At 33.8% G+C, this 17,227-nt stretch carries 18 protein-coding genes; 14 read left to right on the top strand and 4 right to left on the bottom strand.

Annotated features, from left to right (window positions below; all coding sequences use genetic code 11):
* The first annotated feature begins 144 nt into the window (after nt 1–144).
* The 11 genes from Q0838_RS01865 (at nt 145) to Q0838_RS01915 (ending at nt 11,684) form a co-directional block, all read left to right on the top strand.
* A complete protein-coding gene (locus tag Q0838_RS01865; protein WP_298950622.1) occupies nt 145–642 on the top strand; it encodes a DUF4199 family protein in 498 nt (165 codons plus the stop codon).
* A 94-nt stretch (nt 643–736) separates the two neighbouring features.
* Nucleotides 737–1,705 (top strand): glycosyltransferase family 2 protein, encoded by a 969-nt coding sequence (locus Q0838_RS01870; RefSeq protein WP_298950727.1) that lies wholly within the window; start codon nt 737–739, stop codon nt 1,703–1,705.
* A 215-nt stretch (nt 1,706–1,920) separates the two neighbouring features.
* Entirely contained in the window at nt 1,921–3,633 is a 1,713-nt protein-coding gene (locus Q0838_RS01875) for a phospho-sugar mutase (protein WP_298950624.1), read from the top strand.
* Between the two features lie 3 nt (nt 3,634–3,636).
* Complete coding sequence (locus tag Q0838_RS01880; RefSeq protein ID WP_298950626.1) at nt 3,637–5,457, top strand: ABC transporter transmembrane domain-containing protein; 1,821 nt, start codon at nt 3,637–3,639, stop codon at nt 5,455–5,457.
* Nucleotides 5,458–5,479: 22 nt separating this feature from the next.
* Complete coding sequence (locus tag Q0838_RS01885; RefSeq protein WP_298950628.1) at nt 5,480–5,992, top strand: thioredoxin family protein; 513 nt, start codon at nt 5,480–5,482, stop codon at nt 5,990–5,992.
* Nucleotides 5,993–6,021: 29 nt separating this feature from the next.
* Nucleotides 6,022–7,698, top strand: coding sequence for an RluA family pseudouridine synthase (locus tag Q0838_RS01890; protein ID WP_298950630.1), 1,677 nt, complete (start codon nt 6,022–6,024; stop codon nt 7,696–7,698).
* Nucleotides 7,699–7,784: 86 nt separating this feature from the next.
* A complete protein-coding gene (rmuC, locus tag Q0838_RS01895) occupies nt 7,785–9,242 on the top strand; it encodes a DNA recombination protein RmuC (RefSeq protein WP_298950632.1) in 1,458 nt (485 codons plus the stop codon).
* Between the two features lie 150 nt (nt 9,243–9,392).
* Entirely contained in the window at nt 9,393–10,013 is a 621-nt protein-coding gene (locus Q0838_RS01900; RefSeq protein WP_298950634.1) for a helix-turn-helix domain-containing protein, read from the top strand.
* Nucleotides 9,997–10,704, top strand: coding sequence for a DUF3307 domain-containing protein (locus tag Q0838_RS01905; protein WP_298950636.1), 708 nt, complete (start codon nt 9,997–9,999; stop codon nt 10,702–10,704). Before Q0838_RS01900 ends, Q0838_RS01905 begins: the two co-directional genes overlap by 17 nt.
* Nucleotides 10,701–11,069 (top strand): 6-phosphogluconate dehydrogenase, encoded by a 369-nt coding sequence (locus Q0838_RS01910; protein ID WP_298950638.1) that lies wholly within the window; start codon nt 10,701–10,703, stop codon nt 11,067–11,069. The genes Q0838_RS01905 and Q0838_RS01910 overlap by 4 nt, the downstream gene beginning before the upstream one ends.
* A gap of 69 nt (nt 11,070–11,138) precedes the next feature.
* Nucleotides 11,139–11,684, top strand: coding sequence for an acyl-CoA thioesterase (locus tag Q0838_RS01915; RefSeq protein ID WP_298950640.1), 546 nt, complete (start codon nt 11,139–11,141; stop codon nt 11,682–11,684).
* 48 nt (nt 11,685–11,732) lie between these two features.
* Here Q0838_RS01915 and Q0838_RS01920 read toward each other — a convergent pair whose 3' ends face one another.
* Nucleotides 11,733–13,070 carry an aspartate kinase gene (locus Q0838_RS01920; protein WP_298950642.1) on the bottom strand — a complete coding sequence of 446 codons (1,338 nt, stop codon included), beginning with the start codon at nt 13,068–13,070 and terminating at the stop codon, nt 11,733–11,735.
* A 99-nt stretch (nt 13,071–13,169) separates the two neighbouring features.
* Here Q0838_RS01920 and Q0838_RS01925 point away from each other — a divergent pair, with 99 nt between their 5' ends.
* Complete coding sequence (locus Q0838_RS01925) at nt 13,170–13,823, top strand: hypothetical protein (RefSeq protein ID WP_298950644.1); 654 nt, start codon at nt 13,170–13,172, stop codon at nt 13,821–13,823.
* 86 nt (nt 13,824–13,909) lie between these two features.
* On the opposite strand, the gene Q0838_RS01930 is transcribed toward Q0838_RS01925, so the two are convergent.
* Genes Q0838_RS01930 through Q0838_RS01940 form a run of 3 tightly spaced genes read right to left on the bottom strand, consistent with a single transcriptional unit; the run spans nt 13,910 to nt 15,978 of the window.
* Nucleotides 13,910–14,755 (bottom strand): DUF5777 family beta-barrel protein, encoded by an 846-nt coding sequence (locus tag Q0838_RS01930; RefSeq protein ID WP_298950646.1) that lies wholly within the window; start codon nt 14,753–14,755, stop codon nt 13,910–13,912.
* 56 nt (nt 14,756–14,811) lie between these two features.
* Nucleotides 14,812–15,540, bottom strand: coding sequence for a choice-of-anchor V domain-containing protein (locus Q0838_RS01935; RefSeq protein WP_366942000.1), 729 nt, complete (start codon nt 15,538–15,540; stop codon nt 14,812–14,814).
* 51 nt (nt 15,541–15,591) lie between these two features.
* Nucleotides 15,592–15,978 carry a hypothetical protein gene (locus tag Q0838_RS01940; RefSeq protein WP_298950649.1) on the bottom strand — a complete coding sequence of 129 codons (387 nt, stop codon included), beginning with the start codon at nt 15,976–15,978 and terminating at the stop codon, nt 15,592–15,594.
* A gap of 75 nt (nt 15,979–16,053) precedes the next feature.
* Here Q0838_RS01940 and Q0838_RS01945 point away from each other — a divergent pair, with 75 nt between their 5' ends.
* Nucleotides 16,054–16,410 carry a hypothetical protein gene (locus Q0838_RS01945; RefSeq protein WP_298950651.1) on the top strand — a complete coding sequence of 119 codons (357 nt, stop codon included), beginning with the start codon at nt 16,054–16,056 and terminating at the stop codon, nt 16,408–16,410.
* A gap of 5 nt (nt 16,411–16,415) precedes the next feature.
* Nucleotides 16,416–16,952 (top strand): YceI family protein, encoded by a 537-nt coding sequence (locus Q0838_RS01950; protein ID WP_298950653.1) that lies wholly within the window; start codon nt 16,416–16,418, stop codon nt 16,950–16,952.
* Nucleotides 16,953–17,227 lie beyond the last annotated feature (275 nt).

Raw genomic sequence — 17,227 nt, forward strand, 5'->3', positions numbered from 1 at the left:
AATTCTTATTCTTTTGCGGTTGCAAATTTAATTGTTTTTAATTAAATAACAACCTTTTAATACTAATTTTATTTAAAGCAAATGTAACTCATAAAACCATAGTTCCTAGCTCTATATTTGCAAACTCATTTAAAATCAACTTTAGTGGACAAAACGATCAAAAGAAATTCCTTTATTTTAGGAACCATAGGCGCATTAATCACTCTAGCAATATACCTATACATGTGGCAAGCACAGGATTATTTAAATCCTTTATTAAACACATCCATATATATATACCCTATCCTTATAGGTGTAATCGCACAAGTATGGAGTAGGCTCGCTTTAAAAGGCAACGTTTCTTTTAAACAAGTAGTGCTAGCCTACTTCATTTGTATTATCATGATTTTTATTACAGAATCTGTTACCTATTACATTCTACTTAATCATGTTGATACAGATGCAAAACAAATATTACTAGACGCATGGCGTGGAATTACAGAAAAAGGTCAAAACAGCCTTGCAAAAAGCGATGTTTTTAAAGCCCCTACTTATTCTTTATCAGAATTTGCATTAGGTTTTGCCACTAAAACACTCATGTTTACCGTACCTGGTCTTATCACTGGTTTAATAATTAGCAAAATCCCACAGGTGAATAAATAACAATTTCCTTGTTATATTTGAGTTGTTATGCAATAAAACGATTTAATTTCTAGCCTTATCATTAAAAAAGAAAAACCATACGAGTTTGAATAAAATGGACCTTTCCATAGTCATCCCTTTACTTAATGAGGCAGACTCTATCCCAGAATTACAATCTTGGATAGACCGCGTTATGCAAACCACTGCCTTATCCTACGAGGTTATTTATATAGATGACGGTAGTACAGACAGCAGTTGGAGTATAATAAGTACGCTTTCGCGAAAGCGAGAACAAAACAATTCCTCTAACCCAATAAAAGGTATAAAATTTCAAGCAAATTACGGAAAATCACAAGCCTTACATGCTGGTTTTAAACTTACTCAAGGTAATGTAGTTATTACCATGGATGCAGACTTGCAAGACTCTCCAGACGAGATTCCTGAACTTTACAAAATGATTACTATAGGAAATCATGATCTAGTAAGTGGCTGGAAAAAGAAACGATACGACAGCGTTATTTCAAAAAATTTACCTAGTAAATTATTCAATTGGGCAGCGCGTAAAACTAGCGGTGTACAACTTAATGATTTTAACTGTGGTCTTAAAGCTTATAAAAGTGAGGTCGTAAAAAGTATCGATGTACATGGTGAGATGCACCGTTACATACCAGTGCTATCTAAAAACGCTGGTTTTACAGACATTACAGAAAAAGAAGTTATCCATCAGGCACGTAAATATGGTACTACTAAATTTGGTTACGAGAGATTCATAAACGGTTTTCTAGACCTTATAACCATAGCTTTTATATCTAAATACGGTAAACGGCCTATGCACCTTTTTGGTTCTCTGGGTGTTATCACCTTTATGATAGGTTTTATAACAGCAGGATATGTAGGTATTTCAAAATTGTACCGCATGGCTACAGACCTTCCTTACACTCTAGTTACCGATAATCCATGGTTTTTTATTGCACTTACCACTATGGTCTTAGGCACACTCTTCTTTATAGCTGGGTTTTTAGGAGAATTAATTCTAAGAAATGGCCATCAAGGCGATCGATATAAAATTGCTGAAAATATTTAACACCACCTGTTTACCTAGAACATCGAGATTTAATTTTAAGAGCCTTCTCCACTTAAATGGAAAAGGCTTTTATATCCCCTAAAATTAAAAAGCATCATTACGATTCATTTAGACCGCCCTAATACCATAATGAATACATATACAACAACTTAAAACAGCAACAGAGACTGATTAGTAATTCTTATCTTTGTAGTGAGAATACAAGCTAACAACACATGAATAAAGAACAGATCTTAAAAACCGCGCAATCTTGGACTCAAGCGCCTTTTGATGAGTCTACTATAACACGTACTCTAGCATTAATCACTGCAAATAATGACGAGTTTCAAGAATCTTTCTATAAAGATCTAGAATTTGGTACAGGTGGTATGCGCGGTGTTATGGGTGTTGGGACTAACCGTATCAATAAATATACACTAGGTAAAAACACACAAGGTCTTTCTCAATACTTAAATAAGCAGTTTCCTGACGAGCAAGTAAAAGTAGCTATAGCATACGACTGCCGTCATAATTCTAAAGAACTGGCACAAGTAGTTGCAAACGTTTTTAGTGCAAACGGTATTCACGTGTATCTATTTTCAGACTTGCGCCCTACTCCATTGCTTTCTTATACGGTAAAAGCAAAGGACTGTCATGCAGGTATTGTATTAACGGCTAGTCATAATCCGCCAGAGTATAACGGTTATAAAGTGTACTGGCAAGATGGTGGACAACTCGTACCACCACAAGACAAAGAAATTTTAGATTTAATCGGTTCATTAGAATTTGCCGATGTGAATTTTAATGGTAATGATCAGTTAATAGAGTTACTTACTGATGCAGACGATAATGTATTTATAGACGACAGTATAAAGGCAGGTAAAATTGCAGGAGATGTAGATCGCTCACAGTTAAAAATAGTTTTTACTAGTCTACATGGTACTAGTATTACTCTAATTCCAGAAACCTTAAAACGTGCTGGATACACAAATGTACATATCGTAGAAGAACAAGCCGTACCTAATGGTGATTTCCCTACGGTAAAATCTCCTAATCCAGAAGAGCCAGAAGCGCTTAAAATGGCAGTAGATCTTGCAAATGAGATCAATGCTGACATGGTCATAGGTACAGATCCAGATTCTGATAGACTAGGTATTGCTGTGCGCGATACAGATGGTAACATGAAATTACTTAACGGTAACCAGACCATGGTTGCCATGACCGATTTTCTATTAAAGCAAAGCGATATAAAAGCGATGAAAGATCCATTTATAGGATCTACTATCGTTTCTACACCTATGATGCACGATCTAGCACATGCATATGAGGTAGAATGTAAAGAAGGCCTTACTGGTTTTAAGTGGATTGCAAAAATGATTAAAGACCATCCACAACAGCATTTTATAGGTGGTGGCGAGGAAAGCTTTGGTTACATGGTAGGTGATTTTGTACGTGATAAAGATGCGGTTACTGCATGTTTACTAGCTTGTGAGATGTATGCGTTTGCAAAATCAAATTCATCGACCGTTTATCAAGAGCTGATAAAACTATATCTTAAATACGGTGTGTATCAAGAGAGATTAGTCTCTCTAGTTAAGAAAGGAATCTCTGGAGCTTCAGAGATTAAACAAATGATGATAGACCTAAGAGAAAACCCACCAAAACAAATAGGCGGACAAGATGTCATTATAGTAGAAGACTATGCTGCGAGCACTAGAGAAAACAAGCATTTGAACAAAACTGAAACTCTTGATATTCCTAAATCTAATGTTTTAATCTTTTATCTAGCAGATGGCTCAAAGATTGCAGCACGACCTAGCGGTACAGAACCTAAAATAAAGTTCTATATCTCTGTAAAAACAGCGCTGAACAAAGTGGAAAATTACACCCTAATCCAGACACAATTAGAAGATAAAATTAAAGGCATTCTTGCCAGTTTTGATATTTAATAAATGAATTATTTTAAAGAGATTTTACAGTATGCTATACCTTATAAGCGTTATGGTATACTGAATATTATTTGTAATATATTTTATGCACTTTTTGGCGCATTAAGTTTTGTTTCATTGATTCCTATGTTAGATGTCTTATTTGACAAAACTCAAGCAGTAAACATTGCTCCTACTTGGGAAGGTATCAACCACACAATGGATTATGTTAAAGGCTATTTAGGCTACTACATCACTACACAGACCGATGGGAAAGAACAAGCACTAATCATTGTAATATCTCTAGTATTAATTCTTTTCTTTCTCAAAAACCTTTTCGGTTACCTAGGAATGTATTTTATCGCTTACCTAAGAAATGGTGTTTTAAGAGATATCAGAAATGACTTATTTTCAAAAATAGTTCACCTACCTATTTCTTACTTCTCTGAAAAGCGTAAAGGAGATGTTATTGCTAGAACCAGTGCTGATGTGTTACAGATACAGAATAGCTTTCTTTCTATTTTAGAGCTCATTGTTAAAGAGCCTCTAAATATCATTTTCACACTAGCCATTATGTTAGTAATGAGTGCAAAACTCACCGTATTCATGCTGGTCTTTTTACCTGTTTCTGGATTGTTAATTTCAAGATTAGGTAAAAAATTAAAACAACGCAGTGGTCAGGTTCAAAAAGAGCAAGGTTATTTTCTTTCCTTGTTAGAAGAAACCTTAAGTGGGTTAAAAGTAATTAAAGGTTTCAATGCAGAAGATAGGTTGAGCGAAAGCTTTCAAAATAGTACCAATAGAATGTACCGATTTGCAGTAAAATTAAATCACCGTAAAGGTTTTGCAAGTCCTGTAAGTGAGTTTTTAGGAATTTTAGTTATTGGAATTCTATTATGGTTCGGTGGTCGTCTAGTGTTAATTGAAGAATCAATAGATCCTACCACATTTATTGGGTTTATGGTACTTGCTTATAATATATTGACTCCAGCTAAGGCACTTTCTAAAGCTAGTTATCAAATTAAAGAAGGTAATGCAAGTGCAGAGCGTGTCTTAGAAATACTACATACTAAAAATGAGATCGAAGATAAAGAAGGAGCTGTTTCTATTCCCGCTTTCGCGAAAGCGGTAAACGTAAACAACATCACGTTTTCTTATCAGGAAGAGCCAGTTTTAAAGAATTTCTCTCTTAATATTCCTAAAGGAACCAGCGTTGCTCTAGTAGGACAAAGTGGTTCTGGAAAGAGTACGATTGCAAACCTATTAACCAGATTCTACGATGTAGAAAATGGTACTATTACTATAGATGGGCAAAATATTAAGGACGTAACTCTTAAGAGTTTGCGTGATCAAATGGCTATCGTTACTCAAGATTCTATTTTATTTAACGACACTATCGCAACTAACGTTGCACTAAGTAATATAAATGCTACTGAAGAACAGATTACCGATGCGTTAAAAATTGCCAATGCTTGGGAATTTGTCAAGGACTTGCCAGAAGGTATTCATACCAACATAGGTGACAGCGGTAATAAATTAAGTGGCGGACAGAAACAACGTCTTTCTATTGCTCGTGCAGTTCTTAAAAATGCACCTATCCTAATTCTAGATGAGGCAACTAGCGCACTAGATACAGAGAGTGAACGACTGGTGCAAGATGCTCTTGAAAAAGTAATGAAAAATAGAACTTCTATAGTAATTGCACACAGACTGTCTACCATTCAAAATGCAGACCATATAGTAGTGATGAAAAAAGGAGAAATAGTAGAACAAGGGACACATCTAGATTTACTTAATAAAGAAGGTCTTTATCATGGTCTAGTTGGGATGCAGAGTCTTGTTTAATTAAAAATTTAAAAAATAAATTATGAAAAATGTAATTCTTTTACTGACATTTTTAATCGCATCGATTACGGTAACTACTGCTCAAGAATCTGTAGCATCTTTAATGGACAAAGCTCTTAGTGAAGCTGTGGAGTCTGATAAACATGTGATGGTAAAATTTGAAGCATCTTGGTGTGGCTGGTGTCATCGCATGACTAAGCAGTTAAAAGACCCTGCCATCGCTTCTTATATAGAAGAAAATTATGTGTTGCTACCTATAGTTGTTTTTGAAAATGGGGATAACATAAAACTAGAAAACCCTGGATCTAGAGAATTAATTACTAGTTACAAAGGTGCTAGTGCTGGTTTGCCTTTTTGGGTTATTTTAGACTCTAGCGGTACTATGGTAACCAATTCTTTTAATGAAAAAGGAGATAATCTAGGCTGTCCTGCATCTAAGGGTGAAGTAGCTAGTTTTATTACAAAATTAAAAGCTACTTCAGATCTATCTGCAGAGAATGAAGCCCTTATAACAAAGATCTTTACAAAGAGTTAATTAATTGATTCTTAAAACATACTCTTTTAATGAGTTCTATTTTATACCGATTTAATTCTGAAGAAGAAAAGGAAAATGTACCTCAAAAATTTACGTTCCCTTTTCTTTATGAACCACATCCACTTGCTTTAAAAGCAGCGACACAACTAAGAATTTTTTTAGACGGTCTAGATAATTGGTTTTTTGATTTAAACCTAGGGCCAGAAGATTATCAGCATCCGCTAGGTAAAATGTTTGGGGTACTTGTCGTTAGAGATAAAGAAGGTAAATTAGGACATTTATGGGCACATTCTGGTGTCATAAATGGACAACAAATGGAAACCCAATTTGCTCCTTTGGTTTTTAATATGTTTCAAGAAGATGGTCTTTATGCCAAAGAAAATGGTATTTTAAGTACGCTTACTTCTACTTTAGAATCGCTAGAGAACGATACAGAATATCTAGCAAACAAAAGAAAGCTAGAAAAACTAAAGGTTGAAAATGAACTTTTAATTTATAATCAGCGTAAAAAACATTCAAATCTCAAAGCAGAACGTAAGAAAATAAAGGAAGAAGCAAAATCTACACGGAGCAAAGCAGATTTTCAAAAATTAATAGATAGCCAGCAAACCGCTGGTATGCATGCAAAATTCTTGCTTAAAGAGTATAAAGTATATCTAGATTCAAAAGTCGTCCCTCTAGAAAAGGCTATTGCCGCTGTTCAAAATAAAATAGACCAAATTAAGTTAGACCGTAAAAACCTGTCTAATAAATTACAGACCTGGATTTTTGAAAATTATAGTTTTTTAAACGCAAAAGGTGAGCGTAAAAATGCTATTGAGCTTTTTAAAAACATACCTCCATACTTACCACCATCTGGAACTGGAGATTGTGCCGCGCCTAAATTATTACAATATGCTTATTTAAATGATTTAAAACCACTCGCCATGGCCGAATTCTGGTACGGTGAGTCTTTAAAATCTCAAATACGTAAACACGGTCACTTCTACCCATCATGTCGTTCTAAATGCGAACCTGTTTTAGGGCATATGCTTCAAGGTCTAGATGTAGACGATAATCCTATGCTAGAAAATCCTGCTATAGGTAAAGAACTATCTCTTATTTATGAAGACGATTATCTTATGGCCGTTAATAAGCCAGAAGAATTTCTATCAGTACGAGGTAAGGTCATAGACGACTCTGTAGAATCTAGAATGAAACAACGTTTTCCAGATGCCACAGGACCTTTAATTGTACACCGGCTAGACATGAGTACATCAGGAGTTTTATTACTTACTAAGTCCTTAGATATTCATAAAAAGGTCCAAGATCAATTTGAAAGACGTACGGTTAAAAAACGATATGTAGCTTTACTAGACGGTATAGTAAAAGAAGATAGTGGTTATATAACTCTAGCTTTAAGAGTAGATCTAGATAATAGACCTTTTCAAATGGTCGACCCAGAATACGGTAAAAACGCTCGTACCAGATATGAAGTTATAGAACGTAAAGATGGTAAAACCAGGATACACTTCTACCCTATTACTGGTCGCACACACCAGCTGCGTGTACATGCATCTCACCCATTAGGATTAAACTGTCCTATTGTAGGTGATGATTTATATGGTTTTAAACAAGACCGCCTATACTTGCATGCAGAGCAGTTAGAATTTATACATCCTGTAACTTTACAACCTGTCATTTTAAATGTTCCAGCACCATTTTAAAATATTTTATTCTTGTGAATAACTAGATAGTAATCTTATTTTAAGGCCTATTGAGTCATCGTATTTTTACGGTAAATCTCTATTTTATGTCTCAAGAATTTAATTGGCTGTTATTTTTAATCATCGGTGTTGTGATAGGTGCAGTGGTAGCATGGTTTTTTGCAAAAACTCGCTTTGCAGGAACTCTCAATGTATTAGAATCAGAAAAAGGGCAATTAAATAGCCAGCTATCTCAATTACAACCTGCTATACAAGAACGTGATCGATTAAAACATGAGAACAGTCAGTATAGTGCACAATTAGCACAAAAAATTGAGAGTCAGCAAGAATTAAGTGCGAGACTAGAAAAACTTGATAAAGAATATCGTGAGGTAGCTATCGAGAAGGAAAATCTTAATGTATTACTAGCTGAGCAACGTACCGCTTTTGCAAAAGCGGAAGAAAAACACACAGAAGCACAAGAAGAGATCGAGAAATTAAACGAGAAATTTACCAAGGAGTTTGAGAACCTTGCTAACAAAATCTTAGACGAGAAAAGCACCAAATTTACAGATCAAAACAAGAAGAATATCGAACAAATTTTGAGTCCGCTGCAGGAGAAGATTCAAAGTTTTGAAAAACGAGTAGAAGATACTCACAAAGATACTATCGATAGACAAAGTTCTTTAAGACAACAAATATTAGGTCTTAAGGAGTTGAATCAACAAATGAGTAAAGAGACGAGCAATCTTACCAAAGCTCTAAAAGGAGATGCTAAAATGCGCGGTAACTGGGGAGAATTAGTCCTGGAACGTGTGCTAGAAAAATCTGGCTTAGAAAAAGGATCTGAGTATGAGGTACAACAAACTATTAAAACAGAAGATGGCAGGACCCTATTTCCTGATGTAGTCGTAAACCTACCTGGCGGCAAGAAAATGGTTATCGATTCTAAGGTATCGCTCAATGCATATGAGCGTTTTATTAATGAAGAAGATGAAGATCTACAACAACGTTATTTAAAAGAACACGTTGCATCTCTTAAAAAGCACGTTGCAGATTTATCTGGAAAAAGCTACCACGATTACCACATCGATAGCCCAGACTTTGTACTCCTTTTTGTGCCTATAGAACCAGCATTTGCCATGGCGTTAAATTATGATGGAAATCTATACAGTGAGGCATTTGATAAGAATATAGTTATTGTTACACCTACAACACTATTAGCGACATTACGCACTATAGACACGATGTGGCAAAATGAAAAACAACAAAAAAATGCACTAGACATAGCGACAGCTGCTGGTGCTTTGTATGATAAATTTGTAGGTCTTACAGAAGATTTAATTAAAGTGGGCTCACAACTGGATACGGTTAAAAAATCCTATTCTGCTAGTATGAATAAACTTACTGAAGGTTCTGGAAATCTAGTAGGTCGTATAGAACGTTTAAAAAGATTAGGTGCCAAAGCCAATAAATCTCTAAATGAAAAGCTGGTAAATCGTGCTGTAGAAAGTGATCCTGATTTTCTAGAAGCTAGTGACGAAGAACAACGACTAAACTTATAATATTACACTATTGCGTAATACTAATCCTATATTGCATTATTACGTAATAAAACACAATTATTACACTTTTAAGTAATAAAATAGCGTATTACCTAATAATGTAATATATTTGAATTATTACATTATTACGTAATAATTTAAAAGTATTTTATGCAAGTAGTCTTAGCAGGTGATATAATAGGTTCTCAAAAGAACCAGCCAGATGATTATCTCAAGATCATAGAACCTATATTAAAAGAACATTCTAAAAACGGAATGTATCAAATATATCGTGGCGATAGTTTTCAAGTATGGATGGACAGTCCAGAGCAAGGTTTATTAACCTGTCTTAAATTAAAAACGGCGTTAAGAAAAACCGATATGCTAGATGTAAGAATAGCAATAGGAATAGGCGATGTAAGAGTTATAGATAACAATATTGCAAAATCTTCTGGAAGTGCTCTAACACAATCTGGAGAGTTATTAGATTCATTAAAAGATAAGGAGCAAAACATTATGGTAAGAAGTGGAAACCCACTGGACTATTATATGAATACCGCTTTAAAAATTGCTCTTATTTATATGGATAACTGGACAGAGAATGCAGCTGCCATTTTATACGAAGTTTATAAAAACCCTACTATTACCCAACAAGAAATGGGAGATAAATTAGGTATTAAACAAGCCACTGCTAGCCGCAGACTAGATCGTGCCCATTATAAAGAGACAGAGACTCTTCTACATTTATTTAAACAATACTATAAAGACGTGAGCCATGGAAATATTAATTAAGTTACTAATAGCACACTTTTTAGGTGATTTTATACTACAGACTAATACATTTATTAAACAAAAAGAAAAACACCAGCTACGCTCCTACCACCTCTATGTTCATGCAGTGATTCATGCACTGTTGTCCTGGATTCTTCTTTGGGATTTAAAATACTGGTATGTGGCCCTTATTATTTTAGTAACACATTTTTTAATAGATACAGGTAAACTTTATTTCACCACTAAGAAAAACAGCCGCTGGTTATTTACCATAGATCAAATAGCTCATATTTTAATACTTATAGTTCTAGCAACAAATACATCTGGAATTAACTTTATTATAAAGGAACAGTTTTTACAAATACTATGGCCATTAATCTTATGTGTATTATTTCTTGCTAGTCCCGTAGCCGTCATGCTTAAAATATTTTTTACCAGATGGACTTTAACAGAAGACGACACGGGAATTTATGGACTTAAAAATGCTGGAAAATGGATAGGTATGTTAGAGCGATTACTTATATTCTTGTTTATTATAACAGACCATTTTAGCGCTGTAGGATTATTATTAACCGCAAAATCTGTTTTTAGATTTGGTGATTTAAGTAAGGCAAAAAATATGAAGCTTACAGAGTACGTATTAATAGGCACATTGCTTAGCTTTGGAATCGCAATTCTAACCGGCTTGTTATTTAAAAATTACATGATATGAAAAAGATTTTAGGAGTTATACTTACCACTATATTACTGCTGGCCGCAATATGGTATGCATTTATTTATTTTGCTAGCTATTCTGATGGGTACCGTAGTGGAGAATTAATTAAGTTTACACATAAAGGATTTATCGTTAAAACCTGGGAAGGCGAGATCTCGCAAGGTATAAGCGGTGCACAAATTTTCTCTTTCTCTGTTATGGATAATCAACCAGAGATTATTGAAAAACTTAAAGAATATCAAGGTAAATATGTGAAGTTAAAGTATGAAGAGAAATTTGGAACGTTCTTCTTCTGGGGTGATACAAAATACTTCATTACCGAGGTTACTAAAGAAAATAGCCCACATTTTAATAGAGATTGATAGTGCGTATTCCGCTTTCGCGAAAGCGGAACACTTATCCATTAATTCTCTTACTAATAAGCACATTTTATGAAAGATACTTTTAAATCTCCAGAACAATCTAGAGTCATGTTATCGCTATTAATGTTACCTTCTAATGCAAATTTTTCTGGTAAAATTCATGGAGGTTATGTTCTTTCTTTAATCGATCAAATTGCATTTGCCTGTGCGTCAAAACACAGTGGTGTTTACTGCGTTACAGCAAGCGTGGATGTAGTCGATTTTTTAGCACCTATAGAAGTAGGTGAAATGTTAACCTTAAAAGCGTCTGTAAACTATGTAGGTAAATCTTCTATGGTAGTAGGTATACGTGTAGATGCAGAGAATATACAAACCGGTGTAACAAAACACTGTAATTCTTCTTTTCTAACTATGGTTGCCAAAGATGAGAATGGTAAAACCGTACCTGTTCCTGGGCTTAAAATAAGTAACGAGACTCATGTGCGCAGGTTTGCTAGAGCCATAAAAAGAAAACAAATTAAACAAAAAAGCGCCCAAGAAATCGCTGCTGCAAACTTCTCTGACGCTAGTTATAAGGAAGAATTGAAAAATTACAATGTAGAGATTATTCTTTAAAACAACACTTACTTTATAACTATCCTTCTTAAATTCTATTTATTATAATTAATAGGCAACAGCTATTTCTTGTTGGGATTCAAATACGTAGCCTTGTAATTTTTGTAAAGTATTTAATTTTTGATCTGTATTGATCAATAATGATATGTTATTATTACTACCACCATAAGAGATCATGCGCACAGGCACGTCTTGTAATACTTGAAATAAATGTGGTGTATCTTCATGATAAATAATATTATTACCTACTAGACACACGATACTCATTCCTTGATCTACATCTACACTAGCTATTTTCTCTAACTCTTCTACTATAGAATTAAGGTGTAAAGGGTTATCGATAGTAAGAGAAACAGCTATTTCTGATGTGGTGATCATGTCTATCGAGGTCTCGTATTTCTCAAAAATTTCAAATACTTTTTTAAGAAAACCGTGCGCCTGTAACATTCTAGCAGATTTTATCTTAATGGCATAGATGCCGTCTTTTGCAGCAATAGCCTTAATTCCTTCTCCATGAACGTGATGTGTTATTAACGTACCATAAGAATCTGGAGACATGGTATTTTTTAAGCGTACAGGGATATTGAGATCTTTTACCGGTATAACCGTTTGAGGATGTAAAATTTTGGCGCCAAAATAAGCCAGCTCTGCCGCTTCATCAAAGGATATATTTGAAATAGCAGTCGTATTTTCTACAAAACGTGGGTCGTTATTATGGAAACCATCAATATCTGTCCATATTTGTACTTCGTCTGCCTCTATGGCTGCTCCTACTATAGAAGCGGTATAATCACTACCGCCGCGTTGTAGATTAGATACATTACCTTGTACATCTAGACATATAAAACCTTGAGTAATGTAAATATCTGCATCACTATTTTCATTTAAAATTCTATCTAGATTTTGCTTTATATAAAAAGAATCTGGCTCGTCATTCTTATCAATGCGCATAAAATCTAACGCAGGTAATAAAGCAGTGTTAACGCCTTCTTGCGTTAAATACCTGCTGAATAGAAAGGTAGACAATAGTTCTCCTTGAGCCACAATTTTATTGTAAATCAAATCTGTATGGTCTAGATCTACAAGCTCTATTAAGCCTGCAAAAACCTGATCTACATATTGTTGAGACTCATTAATGAGTGCATTATCATGTAATAATTCTTGTATCGTATTTTGATAACTATCAGCTAGTTTCTGTATTAGAACTAGAGCAGATTCTGTTTTTTTGAGGCGTATCTGTTCAGATATTTCTACCAAAGCATTTGTAGTACCAGACATGGCAGATAGTACCACTACTTTCTTAGTACCGTCATTAATAATATTTTTTACATCAGTCATGTTTTTTACAGAACCTACAGAAGTACCACCAAATTTTAAAACTAGCATGTCATTAATTTTTAGGTAAAAATACAGCCACTTCTATGATAGTAAAAAAATATAATAAATTTAGTTTAATTTTGCACAAGGTGTTAAATAATTAACAATATGAAAACTGTAGCAGATTGTGTGGAAGAAATATTAGTCACGCAACCATTTCTAGAAGAGGCATTATCCAGACGTATCATAAACTTCTCTGCACTAGCAGAAGAATTACAAGAGCCTATTATCGATATGCTAAGAAAACCAGTAAAGACTGGTGCGATTATGATGGCATTGAGACGTTATAATCCACCCAAGGATTTGAGACATTCTAATAACTTAAAGTCTATTTTAAAAAATCTAGGCGATATAACAGTACGGTCTAACCTTATCGATTTTACTTTTAAAAATTCTAGTACTTTATTCTTAAGTCATAGTAAGGTTTTAGAATCAATAAACACAACTATTTTTTATGGGTTTTCAAAAGGAATTCATGAAAGCAATCTGGTCATATCCATGAGTGAAAAGGATAAAATATATTCACAATTTACCGATGAGGTTATGACCAGTACCCAGGATAACTTGAGCGCTATAAGCATTGCCCTACCAGAAAATAACACGCAAGTCCCTGGTTTATATTATCAAATATTTAAACGTTTTGCATGGGAAGGTATCTCGTTACATGAGGTTATTTCTACCACAAACGAGTTCAGTGTACTCGTAGAAAATGGCACGGTAGACAAGGCATTTTCTGCGATTAAAAAATTGGGACATAAATAATTACTTACTAGCAAATGAATCTGTCTTTTATAATTTTATAATAATTATGGTACTTGTAAAACAGTGCACAACCATTAACATTTACTTCAAAATACTCGTACTAGATTAAAACCAAAAAAGAATCTACCATCAGCCCAGTCACCTGTTGCTTGACTTAAAAAGCCATTAGTTAACATAGCTTGTGAATTAGAAAAATGTAACTGAAATACGTGCCCTCCTGTTTCTATATCGACACCGACACTTAATGGATTTACATATGGACTAGAATCTGCTCTATTTAAATGAGCTCCATAGTCGACATTTAAACTCCATCTATTAGATAATTTATATCGCCCTCCTAATCCAAGTGCGTATTGTGTATTATCCTGAGGATCAAAGGAAACAAAATTTTGATGAAATAAAGTGGGACTCAATTGAGCTGAAAATTTCTTTGATATTTTTTTTGCAATAATAAGTTGAATGGTGTATCCTAAGCGATCTATAAATTCTAATCTTGGATAAATAGATTTATCTAGTTGCGTATTCACATCTACCCCTGTAAAAAGAGCTATGGTAAAAGGAAAACCTTCTCTTTCTTGTGTTTTTAATTTAAACTTTGAAGCTAATTGATAGGTTTTATTAACACCGCTGCGACTGGCTTCTATGTGCATCCAGTCGGTTAAACCATATACAAATTGAAACCTTGTATTTGCATTATCCAGACCGAAAAGATCATCAATACCATTCTCTACACTACCAAAACGGTGAGAGATAATCAATTGAAACTCTTTAGGTGCTACTAACTTCGTCGTTTCAAAGTTAACTACTTTCAAAGATTTCCATGTAGACAATACTTTTTTATCATCTTCTTTGTCAAATCCTTCTAATAAATCATCTTGTGCAATGGAGCTAAACACCATAAAACACAATAAAAACGTGAATAGATATTTCATAATTTGAAAAAAGCCGTTTAAAAAAATTAAACGGCTTCGATTTAAGAGTTAGTTAATTAGTTCTTGATGAATTTATGAGTAGAAATTTTATTGTCAACAATTACCTGAGTAATGTAAATACCACTCGATAAAGGAGTTATATCTATTAAATTTTGCCTAGAAATGGAACGTTGCATAACAGGCTGTCCGTTCATGTTGTAAATCATTAATTGTGCATCATCAGATTGAGCGAGTTCTATATTTATGTTATTAACCGCATGGGTTGGGAACAATTTAAAAGAACTGATTAAGTTATCTCGATTAGTTAATACTGCACCAGATTGACCAGTTATTACTTGATCTCCAGAGGTTGAATTATTACCATTAGCCTGGTTAGTCGCATAATAGAATGTTACTGGTCCCATGTCTGAAGATGGTGCAGTCCAAGCTACATTCCATGAATTTGAAGATGTACCACTACTATTATGAGTTAATCCATTACCATCACTACGTAATCGAGTACCTGCACCTGCGCTCCATGATCCTATTTTATCACCATTTACATCTTCGGCAGTAATGTTAAAACCAAATTTTGATACCGTAGAACCATCTATGGCTAGATTTAATGTATAAGTTTGCCCAGCAGTATAATCCGTAGGCACATTTGTTAAGGAAGGTATTCCAGAATGGTTTGCACCAACAGAATGACATTGTGTACAAGTAGTTCCATTATCCCCTGGAGAACCAGAGAAATTTCCTGGTTGCCCACAACTAAAACCTACTAAAATTAATAATCCAACTGGTATAGCTGTTAAAAGGCTATAAAAAGTGTAGTTTTTTTTTCATAATTTTTGTTTTTAATTTTGGTTATTTATAAATATCGCTTGATCAATTTTTACCTCTTCTAATAAATCGTCGTATCCTAATAAGCGGCCTTTGATAGTATAACTTTCATTTAACCTAAACTTCTTAGACGTCGTTAACTCAATAAATATTTTATCATCTAGTAGTATGGTATGAGCCGATTTATCTGTAGCAAATCCAGTAATTTCTATAAACTGATCTAGAAATTCTTTTTCATTTTCTAAATCATTATCTGTAAATAGGTTTAATAACGATTCCGTGTCAAAGGATGCAACCGAAACAGAATCAGTGACATTTCTATGATCTTGATACAAATAAAAATAACCTCCTAGGGCTATTCCCACTATTAAAACAAATAAAATGATAAATATCTTCTTCATAATATCTCTTAAATTTACATAAATTTAATTTTAAAATATCACAAAGACGTTGATAACTAAATATTAAATTGCATCATGAAAAAATTTATACTCTTAATTTTTACCCTTATAGTTCTATTTTCTTGTAGTGAAACTAGTCCAGAAGACATTATCGATAATACTCCTATTACAACTGCTGTAACGTATGATGCAGACATTGCTACTATTTTTAGCAACCATTGTTTACCATGCCATGGAAGTGTAATCATGTCTGGTGGCATGGTTTATGAAAGTTTTACAGAAATAAGAAACGCGGTTGAAAATGGAAACGTTATTGATCGAATAACGAGAAGTGTAGGAGATCCTTTAATAATGCCGCAAGGTCGTCAACTGCCTCAAACGAGTATTGATCTAATTATACAATGGCAAAGAGATGGATTCCTAGAAAACTAAAAACTATGAAATATTTTATTTTAATCATGATTATTTTTTCAGTAATCAACGTGAATGGTCAAAAACATTTTACTAAAACAGGAACGATACGTTTTGAAGGATCTGTAAATACTTTTGAACCAGTAAAAGCAACTAATAATAGTACTACCGTAGTACTTGATGATAAAGGAAATCTCGCAGCCTTAACATTAATAAAAGGTTTCCGTTTTCCTATTGCTTTAATGCAAGAACATTTCAATGAGAATTATATGGAAAGTGATGACTTTCCTAAAGCTACTTTAAGAGGTGCATTAACTAAATATGATTCTTTTGTAAAAGATGGCTCTAAGCAAATATTAATATTTAAAGGAACATTAAAAATGCATGGTGTTAAAAAAGAATTAGAATTACCAGTTGAGTTAGCTCTTACAAAAGCTGGGTATGAATTAAATTCTAGTTTTGAATTAGATCCTAATGATTTTAAAATAGACATCCCTTCAGTCGTTAAAAATAAAATTGCAGATAAAATAAAGGTAATCGTAAACGCTACCTTACCTGAATAGTTTTGTTTTCTAATTATATAAAATGCCCAAATCTCTTCGATTTGGGCATTTTATATATTAACCATCTTTCTAAAAGACTACTACTTTGATCTTTTTACATTTATCTCGTAAAATAAAGAAGTCATCATTAATTATGTCATAGATGACACCAGTAACCTTACCACAAGTATCCCTTTCAAATTTCACCGTCCAAAACCAAATCAAACAGGAATATCTAATCATAACAACAACTCAAAAATCACAACTTTTTACAAGCTCGCGTTGATTATTGTTCT

The sequence above is a fragment of the uncultured Nonlabens sp. genome, from assembly GCF_947495285.1.
Lineage (GTDB): Bacteria > Bacteroidota > Bacteroidia > Flavobacteriales > Flavobacteriaceae > Nonlabens.